The sequence below is a fragment of the Jiangella asiatica genome (assembly GCF_004349065.1).
Taxonomy (GTDB): domain Bacteria; phylum Actinomycetota; class Actinomycetes; order Jiangellales; family Jiangellaceae; genus Jiangella; species Jiangella asiatica.
Window position 1 is genome coordinate 1 of sequence record NZ_SMKZ01000004.1, and the last position, 22,562, is coordinate 22,562.

The 22,562-nt window shown below is 72.6% G+C and carries 21 protein-coding genes; 12 read left to right on the forward strand and 9 right to left on the reverse strand.

What is annotated here, in order from left to right:
* The first annotated feature begins 257 nt into the window (after positions 1-257).
* The 3 genes from E1269_RS04305 to E1269_RS04315 all read left to right on the forward strand — a co-directional run bounded on the left by E1269_RS04305 (position 258) and on the right by E1269_RS04315 (position 5,034).
* Positions 258-1,265 carry an AAA family ATPase gene (locus E1269_RS04305; RefSeq protein ID WP_239000765.1) on the forward strand — a complete coding sequence of 336 codons (1,008 nt, stop codon included), beginning with the start codon at positions 258-260 and terminating at the stop codon, positions 1,263-1,265.
* A 16-nt stretch (positions 1,266-1,281) separates the two neighbouring features.
* Positions 1,282-2,613 carry a DUF58 domain-containing protein gene (locus tag E1269_RS04310; protein WP_131891751.1) on the forward strand — a complete coding sequence of 444 codons (1,332 nt, stop codon included), beginning with the start codon at positions 1,282-1,284 and terminating at the stop codon, positions 2,611-2,613.
* A gap of 84 nt (positions 2,614-2,697) precedes the next feature.
* On the forward strand, positions 2,698-5,034 hold the full coding sequence (locus E1269_RS04315) for a transglutaminase TgpA family protein (protein ID WP_131891754.1): 2,337 nt from the start codon (positions 2,698-2,700) through the stop codon (positions 5,032-5,034).
* A 126-nt stretch (positions 5,035-5,160) separates the two neighbouring features.
* Here E1269_RS04315 and E1269_RS04320 read toward each other — a convergent pair whose 3' ends face one another.
* The 3 genes from E1269_RS04320 to mgrA form a co-directional block, all read right to left on the reverse strand.
* Positions 5,161-5,580, reverse strand: coding sequence for a DUF3040 domain-containing protein (locus E1269_RS04320; RefSeq protein ID WP_131891757.1), 420 nt, complete (start codon positions 5,578-5,580; stop codon positions 5,161-5,163).
* Positions 5,581-5,826: 246 nt separating this feature from the next.
* On the reverse strand, positions 5,827-6,579 hold the full coding sequence (locus E1269_RS04325) for a class I SAM-dependent methyltransferase (protein WP_131891759.1): 753 nt from the start codon (positions 6,577-6,579) through the stop codon (positions 5,827-5,829).
* The gene (gene mgrA, locus E1269_RS04330) at positions 6,576-7,637 is read right to left on the reverse strand and encodes an L-glyceraldehyde 3-phosphate reductase (protein WP_131891761.1); all 1,062 of its coding nucleotides are present in this window, start codon (positions 7,635-7,637) and stop codon (positions 6,576-6,578) included. Before mgrA ends, E1269_RS04325 begins: the two co-directional genes overlap by 4 nt.
* Positions 7,638-7,706: 69 nt before the next feature.
* On the opposite strand from mgrA, the gene E1269_RS04335 reads away from it, so the two are divergent.
* A complete protein-coding gene (locus tag E1269_RS04335) occupies positions 7,707-8,537 on the forward strand; it encodes a spermidine synthase (protein WP_131891763.1) in 831 nt (276 codons plus the stop codon).
* A 4-nt stretch (positions 8,538-8,541) separates the two neighbouring features.
* Here the strand turns inward: E1269_RS04335 and E1269_RS04340 are convergent, their stop codons facing one another.
* Genes E1269_RS04340 through E1269_RS04365 form a run of 6 tightly spaced genes read right to left on the reverse strand, consistent with a single transcriptional unit; the run spans position 8,542 to position 15,288 of the window.
* Positions 8,542-9,819, reverse strand: a complete 1,278-nt coding sequence (locus E1269_RS04340; RefSeq protein ID WP_131891765.1) for an NAD(P)/FAD-dependent oxidoreductase — start codon at positions 9,817-9,819, stop codon at positions 8,542-8,544.
* Complete coding sequence (locus tag E1269_RS04345) at positions 9,786-10,799, reverse strand: ABC transporter ATP-binding protein (RefSeq protein ID WP_131891767.1); 1,014 nt, start codon at positions 10,797-10,799, stop codon at positions 9,786-9,788. Before E1269_RS04345 ends, E1269_RS04340 begins: the two co-directional genes overlap by 34 nt.
* Positions 10,796-11,806: an ABC transporter ATP-binding protein gene (locus tag E1269_RS04350; protein WP_131891769.1), complete on the reverse strand. Its 1,011-nt coding sequence runs from the start codon at positions 11,804-11,806 to the stop codon at positions 10,796-10,798. The genes E1269_RS04345 and E1269_RS04350 overlap by 4 nt, the downstream gene beginning before the upstream one ends.
* Positions 11,803-12,687 (reverse strand): ABC transporter permease, encoded by an 885-nt coding sequence (locus E1269_RS04355; RefSeq protein ID WP_131891771.1) that lies wholly within the window; start codon positions 12,685-12,687, stop codon positions 11,803-11,805. The genes E1269_RS04350 and E1269_RS04355 overlap by 4 nt, the downstream gene beginning before the upstream one ends.
* Entirely contained in the window at positions 12,674-13,714 is a 1,041-nt protein-coding gene (locus tag E1269_RS04360; protein WP_131891773.1) for an ABC transporter permease, read from the reverse strand. Before E1269_RS04360 ends, E1269_RS04355 begins: the two co-directional genes overlap by 14 nt.
* Positions 13,699-15,288, reverse strand: a complete 1,590-nt coding sequence (locus tag E1269_RS04365) for an ABC transporter substrate-binding protein (protein ID WP_131891775.1) — start codon at positions 15,286-15,288, stop codon at positions 13,699-13,701. Before E1269_RS04365 ends, E1269_RS04360 begins: the two co-directional genes overlap by 16 nt.
* A gap of 175 nt (positions 15,289-15,463) precedes the next feature.
* Here E1269_RS04365 and E1269_RS04370 point away from each other — a divergent pair, with 175 nt between their 5' ends.
* From E1269_RS04370 to E1269_RS04405, 8 genes are all read left to right on the forward strand, one after another.
* Positions 15,464-16,141: a GntR family transcriptional regulator gene (locus E1269_RS04370; RefSeq protein ID WP_203432886.1), complete on the forward strand. Its 678-nt coding sequence runs from the start codon at positions 15,464-15,466 to the stop codon at positions 16,139-16,141.
* Positions 16,134-17,102: an ornithine cyclodeaminase family protein gene (locus E1269_RS04375; protein WP_131891779.1), complete on the forward strand. Its 969-nt coding sequence runs from the start codon at positions 16,134-16,136 to the stop codon at positions 17,100-17,102. The genes E1269_RS04370 and E1269_RS04375 overlap by 8 nt, the downstream gene beginning before the upstream one ends.
* A 25-nt stretch (positions 17,103-17,127) precedes the next feature.
* Positions 17,128-18,138 (forward strand): dipeptidase, encoded by a 1,011-nt coding sequence (locus E1269_RS04380; RefSeq protein ID WP_131891781.1) that lies wholly within the window; start codon positions 17,128-17,130, stop codon positions 18,136-18,138.
* Positions 18,135-19,016, forward strand: coding sequence for a serine hydrolase (locus E1269_RS04385; protein ID WP_131891783.1), 882 nt, complete (start codon positions 18,135-18,137; stop codon positions 19,014-19,016). The genes E1269_RS04380 and E1269_RS04385 overlap by 4 nt, the downstream gene beginning before the upstream one ends.
* Positions 19,013-19,783, forward strand: a complete 771-nt coding sequence (locus E1269_RS04390) for a creatininase family protein (RefSeq protein WP_131891785.1) — start codon at positions 19,013-19,015, stop codon at positions 19,781-19,783. Before E1269_RS04385 ends, E1269_RS04390 begins: the two co-directional genes overlap by 4 nt.
* A complete protein-coding gene (solA, locus tag E1269_RS04395) occupies positions 19,780-20,976 on the forward strand; it encodes an N-methyl-L-tryptophan oxidase (protein WP_162606235.1) in 1,197 nt (398 codons plus the stop codon). Before E1269_RS04390 ends, solA begins: the two co-directional genes overlap by 4 nt.
* Positions 20,973-21,431 carry a hypothetical protein gene (locus E1269_RS32100; RefSeq protein ID WP_162606236.1) on the forward strand — a complete coding sequence of 153 codons (459 nt, stop codon included), beginning with the start codon at positions 20,973-20,975 and terminating at the stop codon, positions 21,429-21,431. Before solA ends, E1269_RS32100 begins: the two co-directional genes overlap by 4 nt.
* A 419-nt stretch (positions 21,432-21,850) precedes the next feature.
* The gene (locus E1269_RS04405; RefSeq protein WP_131891789.1) at positions 21,851-22,525 is read left to right on the forward strand and encodes a DUF998 domain-containing protein; all 675 of its coding nucleotides are present in this window, start codon (positions 21,851-21,853) and stop codon (positions 22,523-22,525) included.
* Positions 22,526-22,562: the final 37 nt, after the last annotated feature.

Below are 22,562 nucleotides of genomic sequence, written 5' to 3' on the forward strand. Positions count from 1 at the left end.
CACCGCGCCCCACCGCCCCCCATCCGGCCCTCGGGTCACCACGCCGGACGATCACAAGCCAACGAGGCGCTATGTCCGTAATGACTGATGCGCAGAGTCGGGAGTGGACATAGGCTCTGCGGGTAAGTGACAAGACCCGGCGCTGATCGGAACCTGAGCATCGAGTCGCACGTCGCACACTGCGAGACTGGTAGCGGGAATTCCGCGATCGGCCGAGGCACGTACGCCGACGAGGTCGGGGATCGAATGGAGGAAACGTGCCTGATTCGTTGACCCAGGGCAGGCATCCGCAGCCGGCCGACCACGTGTCGGAGCTCGCCCTGACCGACCTCGCCGACACCGCCGCCCGCATCCAGTCGGCCATCGGCTCGGTCGTGGAGGGCAAGCCGGAGGTCATCAAGCTCGCGCTGACCGTCCTGCTCGCCGAGGGCCACATCCTCATCGAGGACGTGCCCGGCGTCGGCAAGACCATGCTCGCCAAGTCCGTCGCGCGCGCCATCGACTGCACGGTGCGCCGCATCCAGTTCACGCCCGACCTGATGCCCAGCGACGTCACCGGTGTCTCCGTCTTCAACCAGGAGACCCGCGAGTTCGAGTTCAAGCCCGGCGGCGTCTTCGCCAACGTCGTCGTCGGCGACGAGATCAACCGCGCCTCGCCGAAGACGCAGTCCGCGCTGCTGGAGTGCATGGAGGAGCGGCAGGTCACCGTCGACGGCACCACCTACCAGCTCGAGGCGCCGTTCATGGTGGTGGCCACCCAGAACCCCATCGAGATGGAGGGCACCTACCCGCTGCCGGAGGCCCAGCGCGACCGCTTCATGATGCGGCTGTCCATGGGCTACCCCTCCACCCGCGACGAGATCGAGATGATCGACACGCACGGTGCCACGAGCGCGCTGGACCCGCTGGAGCCGGTCACCGACGCCGCGCACGTGCACAAGCTGGTCCGGCTGGTCCGCGGCGTCTACGTCGCCGATCCCATCAAGGAGTACGCCGTCGCCCTGACCAGCGCCACCCGCACCTCCCCCGACCTGCGCCTGGGCGCCTCGCCACGGGCGACGCTCCACCTCATCCGCGCGGCCAAGGCCTGGGCGGGTCTGGACGGGCGCGAGTACGTCCTGCCCGACGACCTCCAGGCGCTCGCCGTCCCGGTGCTCAGCCACCGGCTGCTGCCCACCGCCGAGGCGCAGATCGGCCGCCGTGACGCCGCCGGCATCGTGGCCGACCTCGTCCAGCGCGTGCCGCAGCCGGAACCGCGTCGATAGACCTACGGAGTCCTAGGTGAGCGATGCGCTGTCGGGCCTGACCCGCCGCGGCTGGGCCTTTCTGGCCGTCGGCGGCGGTGCGATCATCGCCGCCGTCCTGGCCGGACAGCGTGACGTGCTCCGTGCCGGCATCCTGCTGGTCGTGGTCCCGGCCATCAGCCTGGTGGTCGCACTGCGCAGCCGGGTGCGGCTGGCGGCGTCCCGGTCGATCGCGCCGCCTCGCGTATCGGTGGGCGAGCGGGCCACCGTCCACCTGGAGCTGGCCAACTCCGCCCGCATCCCCACCGGCGTCCTGCTGGTCGAGGACAGCATCCCGTTCACGCTCGGCGCACGGCCGCGGTTCGTGCTCGACCACGTGTGGTCGCGCTTCCGCCGCGACGTCACGTATGCCATCGACCCCGTCGTGCGCGGACGCTACAAGGTCGGCCCGCTCACGGTCCGGGTCACCGACCCGTTCGGCATGGTCGAGCTCAAACGCGCGTTCAGCGACGTCGGCACCCTGATCGTCACGCCGACGGTGCACCAGCTGCCCACGGTGCGGCTGGTCGGCGAGTGGAGCGGCAGCGGCGAGAGCCGGCCGCGGGCCATCGCCGCCGCCGGCGAGGAGGACGCCACCATCCGCGCCTACCGCATCGGCGACGACATGCGCCGCGTGCACTGGCGGGCCACCGCCCACCACGGCGACCTCATGGTCCGGCGCGAGGAGCAGCCCTGGCAGAGCCGGGCCACCATCCTCCTCGACACGCGCACCGCCGGCCACACCGGCGAGGGCATCGACTCCTCGCTGGAGTGGAGCGTCACGGCGGCGGCTTCCATCGGCGTCCACCTGGCCGAGCGCGGGTACGCCGTACGGCTGGCCACCGACCACGGCAGTTCGGTGTCCACGTCGTGGCACGACCCCGCCAGCGGTCCGGGCGACGCGAAGGTCTCGTTGCTGGACGCCCTGGCGGTGGTGCAGCCGCAGCGCGACGCCTCCGTCGGTCGCTGGCCGGACATCCTCAGTGGTGCGGAGTCGGCCACAGGGCTGCTGGTCGGCGTGTTCGGCCGGCTCGGCGAGCAGGAGGCGCGGGTCGTCGCGGCGCTGCGCCACGGCTCCACCGCCGCGCTCGCCGTCGTCCTCGACGTCGTGTCGTGGACCTCGCTCGGCGAGCACAGCCGCGAGCAGGTCCGTCTCGCCTCGAGCGTCCAGGTGCTGCGCAGCGCCGGCTGGAACGTCATCGTCGCCCGGCGTGGCGAGCACCTGTCCGCGCTGTGGGAGCGGCTGGGGCTGCAGCGGCCGGCAGCCGGCCCGGCGGCCGCCGCCGCCGACCCGACCGCGGGCGGCGGCTCGAAGGCGGGCGTGCCATGAGCGACGGGCGGACGCGGCGGTCCGTGGGGCGGGCCGGCGCCAGGGAGCGACCTGACAACCTGAACCGGGAAGGTGGGTAGCCGAATGTCGTCGCTGAGCTCGCGCGGGCGGTTGACGACCGTCGCCGCGGTCGCGTCCGTCCTATCGGTGCTGCCGCTGTTCGACATCACCGTCACTCGCGACTGGATCGTGGCCGCGACCATCGCCGTCGTCTTCGTCGCCGGCACCGGGTACATCCTGCGCAGGGTCGACGTGCCGGGTGTGCTCGTCCCGGTCGCGCAGCTCGCGGTCCTGGTGCTGTGGCTCGGCGTCCTCGTCGCCAGCGACGTCGCGATGCTCGGCTTCATACCCACCACCGACTGGGCCACCCGGCTCGTCGACGTGTTCCGCGAAGGCGTCGACGTCACCAACGCCTACGTCGCGCCGGTCCCGGTGCCGCGCGGCATCCTGCTCCTGCTGGTCGGCGGCGCCGGCCTGGTGGCCCTGCTGGTCGACGCCATCGCCGTCTGGCTGCGGCGGGTCCCGCTGGCCGGTGTGCCGTTGGCCGCGTGCTACGCCGTCACCGCGTCGGTCCTGGTCGACGGGCTCGACTGGTACTGGTTCATCCCGCCGGCCGCCGGCTTCCTGGCGCTGCTGGTCTCCGAGGGCCGTACCCGCGTGGCCGGGTGGGGCCGGTCCGCCACGCCGTCGGCGGCGCACAGCGGCATCCCCGAGACCGACTCGCTGGCCCGCAACGGCCGCCGGGTCGGCGCCGTCGCCCTTGCCGTCGCCGTCGCCGTACCGGGCCTCGCACCGGTGCTCACCGAAGGACTGCTCGGGCCCGGCCAAGGTGGCGGCAACGGCGGCGGGCAGACCATCCGCACCGACAACCCCATCGTCGACCTGCAGCGCAACCTGCAGCGCCGCGAGAACGTCGAGGTGCTCCGATACCGCAGCTCCGCCGACGAGCCCAACTACATCCGCATCGTCACGCTCGACGTGTTCGACGGCGAGGAGTGGAAGACCTCCGACCGGCCGGTGCCCGACTCCGTCGAGAACGGGCTGCCGTGGCCGCAGGGACTGCAGGAGGCCGAGTACCCCGTCGTCGACTACGACATCCGGGTCACCGAGAACCTCAGCTCCAGCTGGCTGCCGCTCCCCTACCCCACCCAGGCCATCGACATCGAGGGCGACTGGCGCTACCACGCGGAGACGCTTGACGTCGTCACCAACAGCGGCGACGTGCGGGCCCGCGAGTACTCCGCGCGCAGCCTGGCGCCCGAGCCCACCGTCGAGGCGCTGCGCTCGGCCGGCAGCCCCAACAGCGCGGTCGAGTCCTCTCTCGACCTGCCAGAGGAACTGCCCGAGATGGTCACCGACCTCGCCGACGAGGTCACCGAGGGCGCCACCGACGACTTCAGCCGCGCGGCCGCCCTGCAGGAGTGGTTCCGCGGCCCATCCGGCGGCTTCGTCTACGACATCGAGGCGCAGCCGGGACACTCGGCCACGGCGCTCGAGGACTTCCTGACCGAGCGGCGCGGCTACTGCGAGCAGTTCGCCGCGACCATGGCCATCATGGCCCGCTACCTCGGCATCCCGTCGCGGGTGGCGGTCGGCTTCACCCCTGGTGACTACCAGGGCGACGCCACCTGGCTGGTCCGCGCGCACGACATGCACGCCTGGCCGGAGCTGTACTTCGAGGGCCTGGGCTGGGTGCGTTTCGAGCCCACGCCCGCCTCGCGCTCCGGTGCGGCGCCGGACTGGACGGTCGTGCCGAGCGCCGACGACCCCAACACGCCGGCACCCGACCCGAGCCAGCCGTCGACGCAGCCGTCGCTGTCCGCGCCGGACGTGCCTCGCGAGGACGACACCGCCGGCGGCACCACGCTTCCCGGCGACGAGCCGCCGTCGCAGTGGCCGCTGGTACTCCTGGGTGTGCTGGCCGCGGCGGCGCTGATCGCCGCCCCGTCGCTGTACGCCAGGTTCGGCCGCGAGCTGCGCTGGCGCCAGGCCGGCGACGACCCCGCACTGACCGCCGAGGCCGCCTGGGCGGACCTGCGCGAGACCGTCCGTGAGGCCGGCCTGCCTTGGGACCCGGCCGCGACGCCTCGCGCCGCGGCCCGCGCCCTGGCCGAATCCGCATCGCTGGGGCAGGAGGACCGAGCGTTGCTGGACCACCTGGTCGGCGCGATCGAACAGGCCCGCTACGCCCGTCAGGCACAGCCGGTGGAGTCGCTGCGCGCGGACACCGCCCTGGTGCGACGCTCGATCACGCGCTCGGCGGATATGACCCAGCGAATCCGGGCACTCCTGGTACCGACCCGGTTGCGCGACGCGGCCGCGGCGGCCAACCAGACCCTGCTGGACGGCTTCGACTGGCTCGACGCCACCAGTGAGCGGCTGCGCGAGTCCGCACTGGCCGTCGGCCGCCGCCGCCCCTGACAGCTGTCGTAGTCGGCGCGCGCGGCGAGAGAGGTTGGGGCTTGGGGGTGCCGCGACATGCACGCGGGACGACCCGGACAGACGAAGTACGACTCCCCCGAAGCAGAAGGCCCCGGTGGTCGGGCCTTACTGGCCGAAGCCGCGCTCGCGGCGATTGCGCCAGCGCTGCTCCATGCGCTCCATGAAGGAACCGTTGTTCTTGGGCGCCTTGGGGCGCCGCTGCCGCCGGGGCGAACCGGGGCTGATATTGGGGACGTCGGGCGCGGCGTCGGCCGGCGGCACCCGCCGCCAGGATGTCACCGCGTAGAACGCCGAAGCGAGCATGACGAGGAATCCCGCCACGCCGAGTGCGATCACCTGGGTCACGGCGCCCGTCATGAGCATGACGACGCCAACCACGAAGACGAAGCCGGCCAGAACCGCGCGCCGCCGGTACCTACGCCGCAGATCCGCGCCGCGCATCGCGGTGGCGAACTTCGGATCCTCGGCGAGGAGCGCCTGCTCCATCTGCTCGAGCAGCCGCTGCTCATGATCGGAGAGTGGCACCGTTCCCCTCCAATGAACACGGAACTGTATGGGCACCTGCTGTAAGGACCAGCATATGCGGAGCAGGCCACGGACGAAAGCCAGGCGTTCGGCCGAAGCCGGGCGATGTCGTGCGCACCACACCGACCGCCAGATCGCTGCCCCGTTGGCTGGTCATCGACTCCTTACCCATCCCATCGAATCACAGACGGGGCCGGTTGGCCGGTGAGTTGGGCGAGGAGGTGTCACGAAGGGTCCAGCGGCTCGTCAGGCGGCCGGTTTCCGTGCCACGACGTGCAGGGCGGCGGCGACGGCGCGGAAGGCGGGGTGAGCGACGGCGGCCGCCTCGAGGTCGGCGAGGGCCGCGGCATCGGCCGGGTCGTCGACGACGGCGCCGGCGATGAGGTCGGTGAGGAATCGCACACCGTGCACGTCCAGCACCTCGAGCCCGCCGCCGGTGAGCAGCGCCGCGAGCCCAGGCTCGTCGAAGCGCCGCGGCAGCGGGTCGGAAGCGCCCCAGCGGCCGTCGGGGTCGTCGAGCAGCCGGCGGGCGTCGGCCAGATGGCCGGCCAGCGCCTTCGCGAGCACCGCCGCGTACCGCTGGGCGACGACGACGCTGGCCACGCCGCCCGGCCGGAGACAGGCCGCCAGACCCTCCACGGCGGCCGGTGGGTCATCGACGACCTCGAGGACGCCGTGGCAGACGACGACGTCGGCACTGGCCTGGCCGGCCACGGCCACCAGCCCGGCCGCGTCGCCCTGCAGGCCCGTGATCTGCACGCCCACCCCGGCGTCGGCGGCCCGGCGGGCCAGCGTGGCCAGCGCGTTCGGGCTGGGGTCGACGACGGTGACCCGGTGACCGATGCGGGCCAGCGGCACCGCGAACACACCGCTGCCGCCGCCGAGGTCGACGATGTCGAGCTCGCGCCGGCCGGTGGACGAGCTCAGCTCGGCCAGCGCCTGGTACAGCTGCGTCCAGATCGCCTCGGTGCGCGGGTTGCGCCGGACTCGCTCACTCACGCGTGGCTCGACCGGGCCCAGAGGTTGAGGCCGGCCTCGACGGCGTAGCGGTCGATCTCGGCGAGCTCGGACTCGGTGAAGTCGAGCCGCTCCAGCGAACCGAGGCTGTCCAGCAGCTGGTCGACGGTGCGGGCGCCGATGAGCACCGACGTCACCCGCTCGTCGCGCAGCGCCCACGACAGCGCCAGCTGCGCCAGAGTCTGCCCGCGCGCCTCGGCGATCGCGTTCAGCGCGCGCAGCCGCTGCACGACGTCGTCGGTGATGAGCTCCGGCGAGAACGAGCCGCCGCGCGCGGCCCGGGAGTCCTCGGGAACTCCGTCGATGTACTTGGCGGTGAGCAGCCCCTGCGCCAGCGGCGAGAAGGCGACGACACCCAGTCCGTGCTCGGCGACGGTGTCGAGCAGCCCGCCCTCGATCCAGCGGTTGAACATCGAGTACGAGGGCTGGTGGACGGCCAGCGGCGTGCCCAGCTGCTTCATGATCTGGACCGCCTCGGCCGTGCGCTCCGGCGAGTACGACGAGATGCCTGCGTACAGGGCCCGCCCGGAGCGCACGGCGGTGTCCAGCGCGCCCATCGTCTCCTCGAGCGGCGTGTCCGGGTCGAAGCGGTGGGAGTAGAAGATGTCGACGTAGTCCAGGCCCATGCGCTGCAGCGAGGCGTCCAGGCTGGCCAGCAGGTACTTGCGCGAGCCCCACTCGCCGTACGGGCCGGGCCACATGTCGTAGCCGGCCTTCGTGGAGACGATCAGCTCGTCGCGGTACGGCCGGAAGTCCTCGGTGAAGATGCGGCCGAAGTTCTTCTCCGCCGACCCCGGCGGCGGTCCGTAGTTGTTGGCCAGGTCGATGTGGGTGATCCCGCGGTCGAACGCGGTGCGCAGGATCGCCCGCTGGGTGGCCAGCGGCGACTCGTCGCCGAAGTTCTGCCACAGCCCCAGCGACACCGCCGGCAGCTTGAGCCCGGTCCGGCCGCTGCGGCGGTACGCGACGCCGTCGTACCGGCTCTCGTCGGCCAGGTACGGGGCACCGGCGTGGAGGTTCTTGGGAGGACGCTCAGCCATGCCGCGAACCTATCGCCTGCGGGCACCGGCTCCCACATCCGCCCGGGTGGGTGTGGGAGCCTGTCGGTCGTGCCCACCCCTCGACCCACCGGCAGACCGCGGCCCGAGCAGTACGCCGGCCAGCACGACATCGAGTCCGGCACCGCCGAGCTCGTCGCCGACCGGTCCGACCCCGGTGGCTGGTCGGTCCTGGTCAACGGCGCGAACAGCTCGTATGTCCACGTCGACGACCCCACCCGGCTGGACTTCGAGTACATGCAGTGGATCGGCACCGTCCTCGACGCCATCGGCGTGGACGGCGCGCCGATCAGCGCCGTCCAGGTCGGTGGCGCCGGCTGCACCCTGGCCCGATACGTCGCGGCGACCCGGCCCGGCTCCCGGCAGACGGTGTTCGAGGTCGACGCCGCGCTGGCGACGCTGATGCGGCAGGCGTTCGATCTCAAGTCCGTGCCAGGGCTGCGGCTGCGTGCCATGGACGGCCTGGTCGGGCTGCGCCGGCTGGACCCACGGCGCGCGGACGTGGTGATCCGGGACGCCTTCGACGGCGACCGGGTTCCGCCGCACCTGACGACGGTGCGCTTCTACCGGGAGGTGGCCCGGGTCCTGACCCCCGGCGGTGTCTACGTCGGCAACATCGCCGACACCGCCCAAGTCCGTGAGTCGCGGGTCGAGGCGGCGTCGGCGCTCGAGGTGTTCACGCACGTCGCGCTGGTGGCCGAGCCGACGCAGCTGCGCGGGCGCCGGTACGGCAACGTCGTCGTCGTGGCGTCGAACGCGCGGATCCCCGACGACGCCCTGGTGCGGCGCCTGGCCGGGGGCGCCGTGCGGGCCCGCTATGTGCCGACGGAGCGGGTCCGCGAGCTCGTCGCCGGTGTCAAACCCCGGCACGACGGGTCATGACGGCTCAGCGCAACGGGTCGAACGGCGCCAACGCCGCCGCGCGTTCACCGGTCGCCAAATACGACGCCAGCAGCATCCCGGTGGCCGGGCCGAGGGTGACGCCCCACATCCCGTGTCCGCCGGCGACGACGACCCGCGGGCTACGGGTGGGCCCGACGAGCGGCAACCCGTCGACGGTGCACGGGCGCGACCCGACCCACTCGTCGCGACGGTCGTCGAGCTCGACGCCGCGGACCAGCGGCCGGACGGCGTCGACGATGGAGGCGATGCGGCGCGGGTCGAGGGGGTCCTCGGGCCGGCGGAACTCCATCATCCCGGCCAGCCGCAGCCGTCCGGCCAGCGGCGTGCAGGCCACCCGCTGCGCCGGCAGGTACATCGGCCCGGTGGGCGCCCGCGAGACCGCGACGCTGAAGCTGTAGCCGCGTCCGGCCTGGACGACGGCCCGCACGCCGAACGGCCTGGCCAACGCACCGAGCCGGGCGCCGGTGGCCAGCACGACTGCATCGAACCGCTGCGGCCCGGCCGCGCCGGACACGACGACCCCGACGCCGTCCTCATGCACCCGCGTCACCTCGAGGCCGGTCAGGACGGTGCCCCCGCGGGCCCGTACGCTCTTGGCCAGCGCGGCGGTGAAGTGCGCCGGGTCGACGTAGCGCTGACCACCGATCAGGACCGCCGCGCCGATCGCATCGGACAGCAGCGGCACCCGTGCCGTCGCCTCGGCGCCGCTGACCATCGCGGCGGACACGTCGAGCCCATTCGCCCGCAGCGCGTCGACCTCGTGCAGCAAGGTCTGTGCTTCGGCCGGGGTCCGATAGGCGGCGACCAGCGGCGCGGCGTCCAGGACCGGCGAGTCCACGCCGCCCTTCATCAGCACGTCGTAGCCCTGGTACGCCGTGCGGCTCAGTTCGGCCAGCGACGACGCGGCCCGCCGCCAGCGCGCCGTCGTGCAGTTGCGCACGAACCGGGCAAGGAAGCGCAGCAACCCCAGATCGGCCCGCGGTGGCACATAGACCGGCGACGACGGCAGCAGCGCAGCACGCAGGCCGTACCGCAGCACCGCGGGCTCCGGCAGCGGCGCGGCCAGCCCCGGTGTCACCCACCCGGCGTTGCCCCAGGACGCCCCCGCGGCCACACCCGTGCTGTCGAGCACCGTCACCACGGCCCCGTGCTCCTGCAGGAACCACGCGGTGGACAGGCCGACTATGCCGGCGCCGACGACGGCGACCCGGTCCGGCCTCGTGCGACTCACCGGCCCTCCTCCGGTGTGAGCAGGTGGCATCGCGCGAACCCGTCGCCGACGGGGTACGCGGCAGGCTCCACCTCGTCGCAGACGGGGCCGATACGCACCGGGCAGCGGGTGTGGAACGGGCAGCCCGACGGCGGATCCTCCGGTCGCGGCGGGTCGCCCTGGAGCACGATCCGCGAGCGCCGCTCCGCCAGCCGGACCGCGGGGGCCGCGGACTCCAGCGCCTGCGCGTAGGGGTGTCGCGGCGTGGCGAACACGCGCTCGGTGGCACCTGACTCCATCACCTGGCCGAGGTAGAGCACGGCCACCCGCTCGCAGAAGAACCGGACAACGCCGAGGTCGTGGCTGATGAACAGGAACGCGGTGCCGAGCTCGTCGCGCAGGTCCTTCAGCAGGTTGAGGATCTGCGCCTGCACCGAGACGTCGAGGGCGCTGACCGGCTCGTCGGCGACGATGAGCCGAGGGCCGGCCGCGATGGCCCGAGCGATGCCGACGCGCTGGCACTGCCCGCCGGAGAGCTGGTGCGGGTACAGCTCGGCCACCCGGGCAGGCAGCCCGACGCGGTCGAGCAGGCGGGCCACCTCGGCGCGCCGGGCGGGCAGCCCATGGGTGCGCAGCGGCTCGGCGATGGTGCGGTGGATCGGCAGCCGCGGGTTCAGCGAGGCCCGCGGGTCCTGGAAGATCATTTGCACGTCCCGGGACAGCGCCCGGCGCCGCCGCTCGGAGGCGTCGGCGACCTCGCGGCCCAGCAGCCGCAGCGACCCGGCCGTCGGTCGGATCAGCCCGGCCACGATCCGGGCGAGGGTGGACTTGCCGCTGCCGCTCTCGCCGACGAGTCCGACCGAGGCGCCGGCGTCTACGGTGAGGTCGACGCCGCGCAGTGCCTGCACCTCGCCCTGTCCGCCGCGCAGCCGGAAGGTCCGGGTCAGCCCGGCCGCCGCCAGCACCGGTTCGGCCGGACCGGCCGAACCGGCCGAACCGGCTACCGCCGAGGCGCCCGCCGTCTCCCTCATCGTGTGCCCTCCGCCTGACCGGTCAGCCCGCTGCGCGCGTCCGGCAGCTCGCCGATCCGCAGGCAGGCCGCCTGCCCGCCGTCCGGGAGCGGTGCCAGCCGTGGATCGGTGGTACGACACGCGTCGACGGCGTACGGGCAACGAGGAGCGAAGCGGCAACCCGCCGGCATGGCGTCGGTTCCCGGCACGCTGCCCGGTACTGTTGCCAGCCGGTCCGCACCCTGGCCCATCGTGGCCAGGCAGTCGACCAGCGCCCGGGTGTAGGGGTGGTCGGGCCGCTCGAGCACCCGGCGCACCGTCCCGGTCTCCACGACTCGGCCGGCGTACATCACGTAGACGCGCTCGCAGAACTCCGCGACCAGACCGAGGTCGTGCGAGATGAACAGCATCGCCATGTCTTCGTCGTGGACCAGGTCACGCAACAGGTCCATGATCTGCGCCTGGACGGTGGTGTCGAGCGCGGTGGTGGGTTCGTCGGCCACCAGCAGCTTCGGCCGGCACGACAACGCCATCGCGATCAGCACCCGCTGGCGCATCCCGCCGGACAGCTCGAACGGGTAGGACCCGGCCACGCGGTCCGGCGCCGGGATGCCGACCCGCTCCAGCAGCTCCAGCACCCGCGAGCGCCGGCCCCGCCGGTGGAGGGCGGTGTGCACTCGCAGCACGTCCTCCAACTGCCGGCCGACCGGCATCACCGGGTTCAGGGCGGTCAGCGGGTCCTGGAAGATCATCGCGACGTCGCGGCCACGCAGTGGCCGCAACCGGTCGCCGTCGGCGAGGTCGTGCGCGGCGCCGTCCAGCGTGACCGTGCCGCGCGCGGCCAGCCCGGGCGCGAGCAGGCCGAGGAGCGAGTACGCCGTCACCGACTTGCCGCATCCGCTCTCCCCCACCAGTGCGACGGCCTCGCCGGGCGCCACCTCGACGTCGATGCCGTCGACGGCCCGCAGCGCGGGGTTCGAGCGGAGCGAGACGACAAGGTCGTCCAGCGCGAGCAGCGGTGCCGTCATCGCGACCTCCGCGGGTCGGCGACGTCGCGCAGCCCGTCGCCGGCGAACAGCAGCGCCATCAGCAACACCGCAATCGCCACGCCGGGCGCGATGGCCAGCATCGGTGCCTCCAGAGTGTAGTTCGCGCCCTCGGCGAGCATGTTGCCCAGGGACGCCGACGGCGGCTGGACGCCCAGCCCGACGAAGCTCAGCCCGGCCTCGCCGACGATCGCGAATGCGAAGATCAGCGTGAGCTGCACCGTCGTCGCGCCCAGCACGTTGGGCAGCACGTGCCGCAGCACGATGCGCCACGGCCGCACCCCGGTGACCCGGGCGCTCTCCACGTACTCCTCCTGCCGGACCTGCAGTACGACGCTGCGCACCACCCGAGCCAGGTACGGCGAGTACCCGACGATCAGCGCGATGACGGTGCTGCGCAGGCCCGCGCCCATTGCCGCGATCAGACCCAGCGCCAGGACCAGCGACGGCAGCGCGAGCCCGATGTCGATGGCGCGGGCGACGACGACGTCCAGGGCGCCGCGCGCGTACCCGGCCAGCAGGCCCACCGGCAGCCCGATGAGCGCCACCCCGAAAGTCGTCAGCACGCCGATCACCAGCGACGAGCGCAGCGCGTAGAACAGCCGGCTGAGCTGGTCGCGGCCGAAGTCGTCAGTGCCGAGCAGGTGGCCGCCGCCGGATGGCTGCAGCGTGTGGCGCAGGTCCTGCGCGTTCGGGTCGAACGGCGCGATCAGCGGTGCGGCCAGCGCCGCCAGCACGAACAGCGCGACGATCGTCCACGCGACCTTCTGACCGGTGGTCGCGAGCAGGCGGCGCTGGAACGACGCCCGCGGCGCGGCCACCGTCTCGGCGGCACCCGGCCCCGCGGTTTCAGGCCCTGCCACGCGATCGCCTCACTCTCGGGTCCACCAGCGCGTAGATGACGTCCATGAGCAGGTTGACCACCACGAAGATCACGACGATGACGAGGATGCAGGCCTGCACGACCGGGTAGTCCCGGGACAGCACGCCCTGCACGATCAGCCGGCCCATGCCGGGCAGCGCGAACGCGTTCTCGACCAGCAGCGCGCCGCTCATCAGGGCGCCGGCCTGGATGCCCATGATCGTCAGCGTCGGCAGGAACGCGTTGCGCAGTGCGTAGCGCCCGAACACTCGCCATTCCGGTATCCCGAATGCCCGCGCCGTGCGCACGTAGTCCGAGCCGAGGGTTTCGACCAGCCCGGCCCGGTTGGTCTCGAAGACCAGCGCGGCGAACCCGGCACCCAGCGCCACCGCGGGCAGGATCATGTGCACGACGTGGTCCACCAGGCTCTCCGACGCCGGCACGTAGCCGAAGATCGGCAGGTAGCCCTGGAACACGATGATCAGCAGCAGCGCCAGCCAGAAGCTCGGCACCGCGATGCCGGTCGAGCCGACCAGCCGGGCCGCCCGGTCCGCGGCCGCACCCTGCCAGCGGGCCGCGGCCACGCTGACCGGGATGGCCAGCGCGACGGCCAGCCAGAACGAGTACGCCGACAGCTGTGCGGTCACCACCAGCCGGTCACCCAGCAGGTCCGACACCGTTTCGCCGAGAACCAGGGAGGTGCCGAAGTCGCCGCGGGCTGCCGCGGTGATCCAGTCCCAGTACTGCACCGGCAGCGGGTCGTCCAGGCCAAGCTCCCGGCGCGTCATCGCTATCTGCTCCTCGGTGACGCTGCCCCCGGGACCGGCCAGGATGCGCGCCGGGTCGCCGGGGATCAGCCGCATCAGCAGGAAGACCGCCGACGTCGCGCCGACGGCGACCACCACGGCCTGCAGGAGGCTGAGCGCGACCCGGCCGGCCAACCGGCCGGACCGCGCCACCGGACCGTCTCGTCGCCGCGCGGCCCGCCGGCCACCATCGGCCGCCGGCACCGTCAGCTGGACAGCCAACACCCCTCCGCAGCGTGCGTGCCGCCTGCATAGAACGTCAGCCCCTTGACGTTCTGGCTGGCCGCGATGATCTCCTTCGGCCAGACGGTGAACGCGGCGTGGGCGTTCTCGGCGACGTTGCGGGCGATGTCGTGGTACATCTCGGCGCGGATGCCGGGGTCGGCCTCGACCCGGGCCTGGTCGAGCAGGGAGTCCAGCTCCGGGTCGGCCAAGCCGAAGACATTGAGGTCGCCGCCGGAGTGCACCATCGGGTAGATAACCTCGTCGGGGTCGACGGTGCGGGTGGTCTGCCCGCTGTTGAACATCGTGAAGTCCTTTGCCGTGTAGATGAGGTCGGCCCAGGATCCGAAGTCCTGCTTCTCCAACTGGACGTCGAGCCCGATCTCCTTCAGCTGCGCCGTCATGGCGTCGGCCTCCGAGCCCCAGGGGTCTTGCGTGAACGAGTCGAACCGCACGCCCGCGCCGAAGTCGAACCCGGCGCGCCGCAGCATCTCGCGCGCCTCGTCGGGCGAGTAGCTCTGCGCGACGACGTCGGACAGGTCCTCGTACGCCGCGCCGATGGCCGGCGAGAACGGGCCGCTGGCAGGCTCGGCGTAGCCGTTGTAGACACCCTGGGCGATGCCCTCCCGGTCCAGCGCCGCGGAGACGCCGCGGCGCACGTCGACGTTGTCGAACGGGGCCCGGCCCTGGTTGAACGTCAGGTAGTTGAACGTGTTGCCGACGAACTCGTGGATGACGACGCTCCGGTCGCGGGTGACCTGGTTGACCTGTGCCGGCACCACTCCGATGATGTCGAACTCGCCGTTCAGGAACGCCTGGATCTGGGTGCTGGTGGTGGGGATGATCGTGAACGTGATGGCGTCGAGGTAGTTGGTCTCGGCCCAGTAGCCGTCGAAGCGCTCCAGCACGATGCGATCGCCCGGCCGGTACTCGCGGAACACGTAGGGACCGGTGCCGACGGAGGCCTTGAACGGGTCGCTCTCCGCGTACTGCTCGACAGCGGTCGGCGACATCATCATCACCCGGCCACGGCGCAGCGAGGCGAGAAACGTCGCGGCCGGCTGCGCGAGCGTGAACTCCACCTGGTGGCTGCCGAGGACCGCCACCGACTCCAGGAACGGCGGCAGGTTGACCGCGGTGGAGTCCGGGGCCAGCAGCCGGTCGAAGTTGGCCTTGACCGCGGCGGCGTCGAACGGCGTGCCGTCGTGGAACTCCACGTCGCGGCGCAGCTCCAGCACGTACCGAGTGGGTCCGGACTGCTCCCACGACTCGGCCAGCTGCGGGACGATCTCGCCGTCGATCACCTCGACCAGCCCGTTGTAGGCCAGCGTCGAGATGCCCGCCGTGCCCACGGAGCCGGCCGCCTGGGTGCCCATGTCGAAGGCCGGCGCGATCGGTTCCTGGGTGAGCGGGATGCGCAGCTCGCCGCCGCGCTGCGGTGGGCCCTCGTCCGCGGGCACCCCGGACCTCGGCGAACCCGACTCGGCGCCCCGGCCGCACCCGGTCAGCGCGAGCGCGCCGGCGGCGGCCCCCGCGGCCAGGACCTGCCGTCTCGTGAGCGTGTGCTGGACCATCGGCGCCCCTCCTCGACACGTGCTCGACCCTTGCTCGGATGGGTTAGGTGTAATACCTTACGCCTAACATGTCAACGCCTTCACACAGGATTTACGGTGTACGCACCGGGACGGCCCCGGCGACGACCAGCGACTTCGGCAGAGGCGGTAGATGGCCACCGACACTCCTTCCCACGTGCACGTTCCGCAGTTCGACGTGCTACCGCGGACCAAGCTGCGCGACGCCGCAGCGGGCCAGATCAAGGCGCAGATCATCGCCGGCACCCTGGAGCCCGGGGAGCTCTACTCGATCAGCACCATCTCCGAGCAGCTGCGCGTGTCGGCGACTCCGGTCCGCGAGGCCGTGCTCGACCTGGCGAAGGACGGGCTGGTCGAGATGGTCCGCAACCGCGGCTTCCGGGTGCGGGTGCTCAGCGACAAGGACCTCGACGACATCGTCGAGCTGCGCCTGGTGCTCGAGATCCCGGCCATGGAGCGGCTGGCTGCGATGCGGCCGGCACCGCCGGTCGAGCCGCTGCGTCCGATGGCACGCGATCTGGTCCGCCTGGCAATCGAGGGCGACATGGTCGGCTTCGTCGCGGTGGACCGCCAGTTCCACCTCGCCGTCACCAGCCTGCTGGGAAACGAGCGCTACGTGAGCATGGTCGCCCTGCTGCGCGACCAGATGCGGCTGCTCGGCCTGTCAGGGCTCGAGGGCGACAGCGAGCTGGTCGCGTCCGCCCGCGAGCACGAGCAACTGCTCGACCTCATCGCCGCCGGCGACGTCCCCGGCACCCGGGCGCTGATGACGAAGCACCTGCAACACGCTCGAGGCCTGTGGGCCGGGCGCCCGGAGGACCCGGCCGATGCCTGACACCGTCGCCAGCACACGGCACCTCGATCCGCCGGCGGTGCGCGCCGGGCTGAGCATGGGCGAAGCCGTCGACGCCCTCGGCCCGGCCCTGGCGGCGGCCACGCGGGGCGAGATCGACCAGCCGCCGCGGCTAGTCCTCGACGACGGCAGGGTGCTGGTGATGGCCGCCACCCACGGCGGCACCGGCGACACCGTCGTCAAGACGGTCAGCGTCACGCTCGAGCACGGCGGCGCGGCTCCGGCCATCGTCGGCATCGTGCTCTGGCTGGACGGCGCCACCGGTCACGCCGCGTTCACCGCCGACGGCGCCGAGGTCACCGCGCTGCGCACCGGCGCGGTGTCCGGCCTGGCCACGTCACTGCTCGCGGCGGCCGACGCCCACCGGCTGACGGTGCTCGGCTCGGGGCGGCAGGCCGCCGCGCAGGTCGAGGCGATGCTGGCGGTCCGGCCCATCGACGACGTGACGGTGTTCAGCCGCACGCCGGCGCACGCCGTCGACTTCGCCGCCCGGCTGCTCCGACGCGCACCGCAGCTCACGGTGCGGACCGCCGACGACGCCGACACCGCGGTGGCCTCGGCCGACATCGTGTGCTGCGCCACCTCGTCGCGCGAGCCACTGTTCCGGACGTCGTCGCTGCCGGCCACCGTGCACGTCAACGCCGTCGGCTCCTTCCGCGCCGACATGAGCGAGCTGCCGCCGGACCTGCTGGCCGCCGCGTCCGCCGTCGTCGTCGACGACGTCGCCGGCTGCCTGGCGGAGTCCGGTGAGGTCGCCGCGGCGCTGCGTGACGGCCTGGACGCAGCCGCGCTACGCCCGCTGGGTGAGCTGGCGGCGGCCGGGTCGCCCGCCGGTGTGCCCCGGCGCACCGGGCGCACTGTGTTCAAGTCCGTCGGCTGTGCGGTCCTCGACTGGGCCATCGCCGCCCGACTGGCCGCCCGAACTCCCGCTCCGCTGTCCTGACCCCTGCCCCCGTACGGAGGTGTGCATGCCCGCGCGAGACCTGCACGACACCGCCGTCGTGGTCGACGGCACCTGTCCCGGCTATTACTGGATGCAGAACGTCGATGCGTGGCGCGCGGGAGGGGTCACCTGCTGCGTCGTCACCGTCGTCGCGTTCGAGGACGTCCGGCAGGCCGCCACCGCCATCGCCGGGCTCTTCCGGTTCCTGCGCGAGCGACGCGACCAGTTGGTGCTCGCCACCACCGTCGACGACATCCGTGCGGCCAAGGCGGCCGGCGAGCTGGCCGTCGTCCTGCAGTTCCAGGGCACCAGCGCGCTGGGCTACGAGGTCGACCTCGTCGAGTACTACTGGCGGCTGGGGGTGCGGGTCGTCCAGCTCACCTACAACCAGCGGGGACCGGTCGGCGACGGCTGCGAGGAACCCGGCGACGCTGGGCTGAGCGCGTTCGGCCGCAAAGTCGTGGCTGAGCTGAACCGGCTCGGCATGCTCGTGGACGTGTCGCACACCGGCGAGCGGACCAGCCTGGACGCCGTCGAGGTGTCGACCGCGCCGGTCGTGGCGTCGCACTCGAACCCGGCCGCGCTGCACCCGAGCGCACGCAACATCTCCGACGAGCTGATCGAGGCGCTGGCGGCCAGCGGCGGCCTGGTCGGCATCAACGGGTTCTCCGCGTTCCTCGGCGACGCCGACGGTGACGGCCCCGGCCTGGACAGGTTCGTCGACCACCTCGTCTACGTCGCGGACCTCGTCGGCATCGAGCACGTCGCTCTCGGGTTGGACTACACCATCCGCGACGCGCCGCGAGAGCTGTATGACCAGTACGTCCGCGACGGCATGTGGTCCGCCGACACCTATCCCCCGCCGCCATGGTCGTTCCCGAGCGGACTGGACACCGCCGCGGAGTTCCCCAAGCTCACCGAGCGCCTGCTCGAGCGCGGCTTCGGCGAGGCCGACGTCCGGGCGGTGCTCGGGGAGAACTGGTTGCGGGTGTTCGGCACGGTCTGGGGTTCCGGAGCCACTCAGGAGACACGATGAGCCACGTCATGAAGGAGATCGCGGCGGTGCTGGGCCGGGCCGGCACCAGCGCCGCGCTGCACGCGCGCCCGGTCGACGGGCCGGGCGAGGTGGCGCTGAACGCCGATTCCGTCAGCGTCGCCGCGTCCACCTACAAGATCTCCGTCCTGCTCGAGCTGGCCTGCCAAGCCGCCGAGGGCACGCTGTCGCTGACGTCGCGGCTGCGGGTACCGGCCGACCGGCGTAGCCTCGGCCCCACCGGCATCTCGGCCATGCTCGACGACGTCGAGCTCTCGCTGCGCGACCTGGCGCTGTTGATGATGCAGATCAGCGACAACACCGCCACGGACGTGGTCCAGGAGCTCGTCGGCACCGACCGGATCGCTGCCCGGCTGGCGGCACTCGGGCTGACGGGTACGTCGTTCCCGCACGACTGCGCCAGGCTCGTCGGCGACGTCCTGGACGACCTCGGCGCCTACCCGGACGAGCTGAGCCGCGACGAGTTGCGCCGCGCGCTCGACGCCAGCCCGTCCATCGCCGGCACAACCGGCAATATCACCACGCCGCGCGACATGACCACGCTCGTCAGCGCGATCTGGCGGGACGAGGCGGGCCCCGCCCAGGCGTGCGAGGAGGTCCGCCGGGTCATGCTCCAGCAGTACGCACCACACCGGCTGTCCACGGCGTACCGCGACGGGCCGGTGATCGCAGGAAAGACCGGGACGTTCCACGGCGGCATCCGCAACGAGGTCGGCGTCGTCGACTTCGGCGGCGGCGAGCGGTACGCCGTCGCCGTCTACCTGCGACAACACGAATACGATGTGCGTGACGGGCGCGCCGATGCCGCCATCGGCGAGGTCGCCCGGCTGGCCATCGACCACCTGCGAGGCGCGGCATGAGCGCGGAAGTGCTCCGGCTGGCCGAGCTGTCCTGGCCCCAGGTCCAGGCCGCGCTGGACGGCGGCTGCCGGACCGCGCTGTTCGCCGCCGGCTCGACCGAGCAGCACGGGCCGCACCTGCCGCTGCTGGCCGACACCCTGCTCGGCGACGCGCTCGTGCGGCGGCTGGCGCCACGGCTGGGCGACGTCGTCGTCGGGCCGACGGTGCCGTTCGGGGTCTCCATCCACCACATGGGCTTTCCCGGCACGGTGACGCTGGACACCGAGACATTCCAGGCGGTCGTGCTGCAGTACGTACGCAGCCTGGCCGCCCACGGGTTCGAGACGGTTCTGGTGGTGCCGAGCCATGGCGGCAACTTCAAGCCCTTGGCCCGGCTGCTGGAGTTCACCGGCGGTGTCGTCGACGGCGCCCGCTTCGTCCCGTACACCGACCTGCTCGCGTTCATCGCGGAGCTGGAGCGGGTCGGACGCGACGAGGGCATCCCGCCGGAGGTCAGCGGGTCGCACGCCGGCGAGTCCGAGACGTCGATCGTGCTGGCCGAGCGGCCGGAGCTGGTCGACATGAGCGTCGCCGCAGCCGGCTTCGACGGACTGTTCGACGACGAGACCGCTCGACGGCTGTTCGCCGGCGGCACCGCGGCACTGTCGGCGAACGGGATCCTCGGCGACGCCCGGCCCGCCGACCCCGCCCGCGGCGCCCGCTACCTCGACGCCCTGACCGACCTGCTGGAATCGTACTTCGCGCCGCTATTGGAGGGCCGACCGTGAAGACGACGTACGACCACATCGTCATCGGGGCCGGCGCGCTGGGCTCAGCCGCCGCCTACCGGCTGGCTCGCGGCGGGCATACGGACGTGCTCGTGCTGGAGCAGTACGAGCTCGGCCACACCCGCGGCGCCTCGGAGGACCACTCGCGGATCATCCGGCACACGTACCACTCCACCCTCTACACCGCGCTGACCCCGGCCGCGTACGACGCGTGGGACGAGGTCGAGGACGAGTCCGGCGTGCAGGTGGTGTTCCGGGTCGGCGGGCTGGACCTCGCCGTCATCGGCACCCCCGGCGAGAACGAGCTCGACGCGTACCGGGCGTCTCTCGAGCCGCTGGCCGACCGTGGCGTCACCTGGGAGGACCTCGACGCCACGGCGATCCGGACCCGCTGGCCGCAGTGGCGCATCGACGACGATGTCCGTGGCCTGTTCCAGCCCGACGGCGGCATCCTCGACGTCCGCAAGGCGACGGCCGCGCACATAGCGCTCGCCCGGGCCCGCGGCGTGGAGTTCAGCCCGGGCACGACGGTGCTGAAGCTTTCGACGTCGGACTCCCACGTCACCGTCTCGACCAGCCGGGGCGAGTTCACCGCCGGGTCGGTGGTGCTGTGCGCGGCGTCGTGGGCGCCGGTCCTGCTGTCGGGCCTCGACGTCGACTGGCCGATCACTCTCAGCCAGGAGCAGGTCAGCTACTTCGCCACCCCGAACCTGCGCGACTTCGCCGCGGACCGGTTCCCGATGTGGATCTGGCACGGCGACCCGTTCTTCTACGGCTTCCCCGTCTACGGCGAGGTCGCGGTGAAGGCCGCCCGCGACATGAGCGGCCGGTTCGTCACCCAGGAGACCCGCAGCTGGGACCCGTCACCGGAGGAGACGTCGCTGGTGGAGCGGTTCCTGAGCGAGAGGCTGCCCGGTGCCGTCGGTCCGGAGCTGCTCAGCAAGACGTGCGTCTACGACATGCCGCCGGACCGCGAGTTCATCCTGGACCGGGTGCCCGGCCACCCACGGATCGTCGCGGCCATCGGCGCCGGCCACGCCGCGAAGTTCGCCAGCCTGCTCGGCGAGATCCTGGCGTCGCTGGCCACGACCGGCAGCACCGAGCACCCGATCGAGGCGTTCCGCGCGGACCGGCCGGCCCTGACCGACCCGTCGTACGTGCCCTCCTTCCGGCTGGCCGGTGAGGCGTCGTGAGCGCCCGGTACGCGGCGCTGCTGCGCTGGGCGTACGACGGAGAGGTGTTCGGCGCGGGGTTCCTGCGGTCGCTGGTCGCCGGGCCCGCCCACGAGGCGAAGCGGGCGCAGCTCGAGGCGCTGCTGGAGCTGGAGACGCGGACGCTGGAGCTCGTGGCGCCGGTCGCGGTACGGACGCTGGGCGCGGTCGACGACACCGCGACGCTGGAACGCGCCTCGTCCTACGCCGCGCGGGTGGCGTCGGGGTCATGGGACGCGTTCCTCTCCGAGCTCGAGGACGGCGCCGACCGAACACTGCCGCGGTTCGAGGAACTGGTCGCGGTCAGCCCGGCCGTGGAGCGTGGGTTGTTCGAGCGGCTGGTCGAACACGAACGGGTGGTCGGCGAGTTCGCCAGGCTGGACCGGGCCGGCGCGACGGCGGCGGCGCTCGCGGTCGTCTCGGAGCACCTGGCATGACGGCGCCGGCACAGGCCGCGGGCGAGGCGGTGACCGGACCCCTGCGCTGTCACGCCCGGCCTCTCTCGGATCTGATCGCGTCACGCTGACGCCGACTGTTGCCACCAGCGTGACCCCGGTCCGACCTGGACTGACTCCCGCACCGCCCATCGGAACCCCTGGGTCCCGGCTGCCAGTCCAGCTCGCAGGCGGCGGGCGCCGCCGACCCTCCCCACCGTTCCGTCTCTTTCGATCTCGACGGGTAACGCTGCCGCAACAGTTGTCAGCAGCGTCACCCCAGCGCGCCGCGTGGCCCGCCCCAGCACCCACACCACATCGTCGCTCCCGAGCACCGACAACGCAGAACTTCTTGACAATTTTTCTTGTCGGTGACAGGCTCGTGCTCACCCACACCGGAACTCACGACAAGGACCACGGCCATGACCGCCTTCGCCGCCACCACCACCCACCCGACCGTCACGCCTCAGGCCGCGTCCGCCGGCCGTTCCCCGCGCCGGCTGCTCGCCGCCGGTGTCGTTGCGGGTCCGCTCTACGTCGCGACCGTGGCCGCTCAGTACTTCGTCCGCGACGGCTACGACCCGACGCGGCATGCGGCCAGCGTCCTGGCCAACGGCGAGCACGGCTGGGTGCAGATCGCGAACTTCGCGGTCGCCGCCCTCCTGACCATCGCGGCCGCGATCGGGATGCGCCGGTCCGGCCGAGCAGGCACATGGACGCCGCGGCTGGTGGGCGCGTTCGGCGCCTCGCTGGTGGGCGCCACGGTGTTCGTCGCCGACCCGGTCGAGGGCTTCCCGGCCGGCACCACAGCCGAGGCCGCGACGACGGTGAGCTGGCACGGCATGGCGCACCTGGGCGTCGGCACTGTCGGCTTCAGCTGCCTTGCCGTCGCCGCCATCGCCCTGGGCCGCCGGCTGCGCCGGAACGGTCAGCGCGCGGCCGGTACGTACGCCGTCGCCAGCGGCCTGCTGATCGTCGCCGGCTTCGTGGCGGTGTCGGGCAGCGGCGGCGCCAGCTGGGGCGTCGCCGCCTTCACCGCCGGCATTCTTGCCGGGTGGGCCTGGCTCGCCGTCACCTGCACCCGCCTCGCGCGGTGAGTGCACGTCCGAAGGCGCGACGCGGCCGCCGAGGATC

Bases quoted from the DNA above. Each gene is read 5' to 3' on its own strand.
- E1269_RS04315 (WP_131891754.1), top strand. From the start codon at position 2,698: ATGTCGTCGCTGAGCTCGCGCGGGCGGTTGACGACCGTCGCCGCGGTC.
- mgrA (WP_131891761.1), bottom strand. From the start codon at position 7,637: ATGGCTGAGCGTCCTCCCAAGAACCTCCACGCCGGTGCCCCGTACCTG.
- E1269_RS04340 (WP_131891765.1), bottom strand. From the start codon at position 9,819: ATGCCACCTGCTCACACCGGAGGAGGGCCGGTGAGTCGCACGAGGCCG.
- E1269_RS04345 (WP_131891767.1), bottom strand. From the start codon at position 10,799: ATGAGGGAGACGGCGGGCGCCTCGGCGGTAGCCGGTTCGGCCGGTTCG.
- E1269_RS04350 (WP_131891769.1), bottom strand. From the start codon at position 11,806: ATGACGGCACCGCTGCTCGCGCTGGACGACCTTGTCGTCTCGCTCCGC.
- E1269_RS04365 (WP_131891775.1), bottom strand. From the start codon at position 15,288: ATGGTCCAGCACACGCTCACGAGACGGCAGGTCCTGGCCGCGGGGGCC.
- E1269_RS04375 (WP_131891779.1), top strand. From the start codon at position 16,134: ATGCCTGACACCGTCGCCAGCACACGGCACCTCGATCCGCCGGCGGTG.
- E1269_RS04380 (WP_131891781.1), top strand. From the start codon at position 17,128: ATGCCCGCGCGAGACCTGCACGACACCGCCGTCGTGGTCGACGGCACC.
- E1269_RS04385 (WP_131891783.1), top strand. From the start codon at position 18,135: ATGAGCCACGTCATGAAGGAGATCGCGGCGGTGCTGGGCCGGGCCGGC.
- E1269_RS04390 (WP_131891785.1), top strand. From the start codon at position 19,013: ATGAGCGCGGAAGTGCTCCGGCTGGCCGAGCTGTCCTGGCCCCAGGTC.
- E1269_RS04405 (WP_131891789.1), top strand. From the start codon at position 21,851: ATGACCGCCTTCGCCGCCACCACCACCCACCCGACCGTCACGCCTCAG.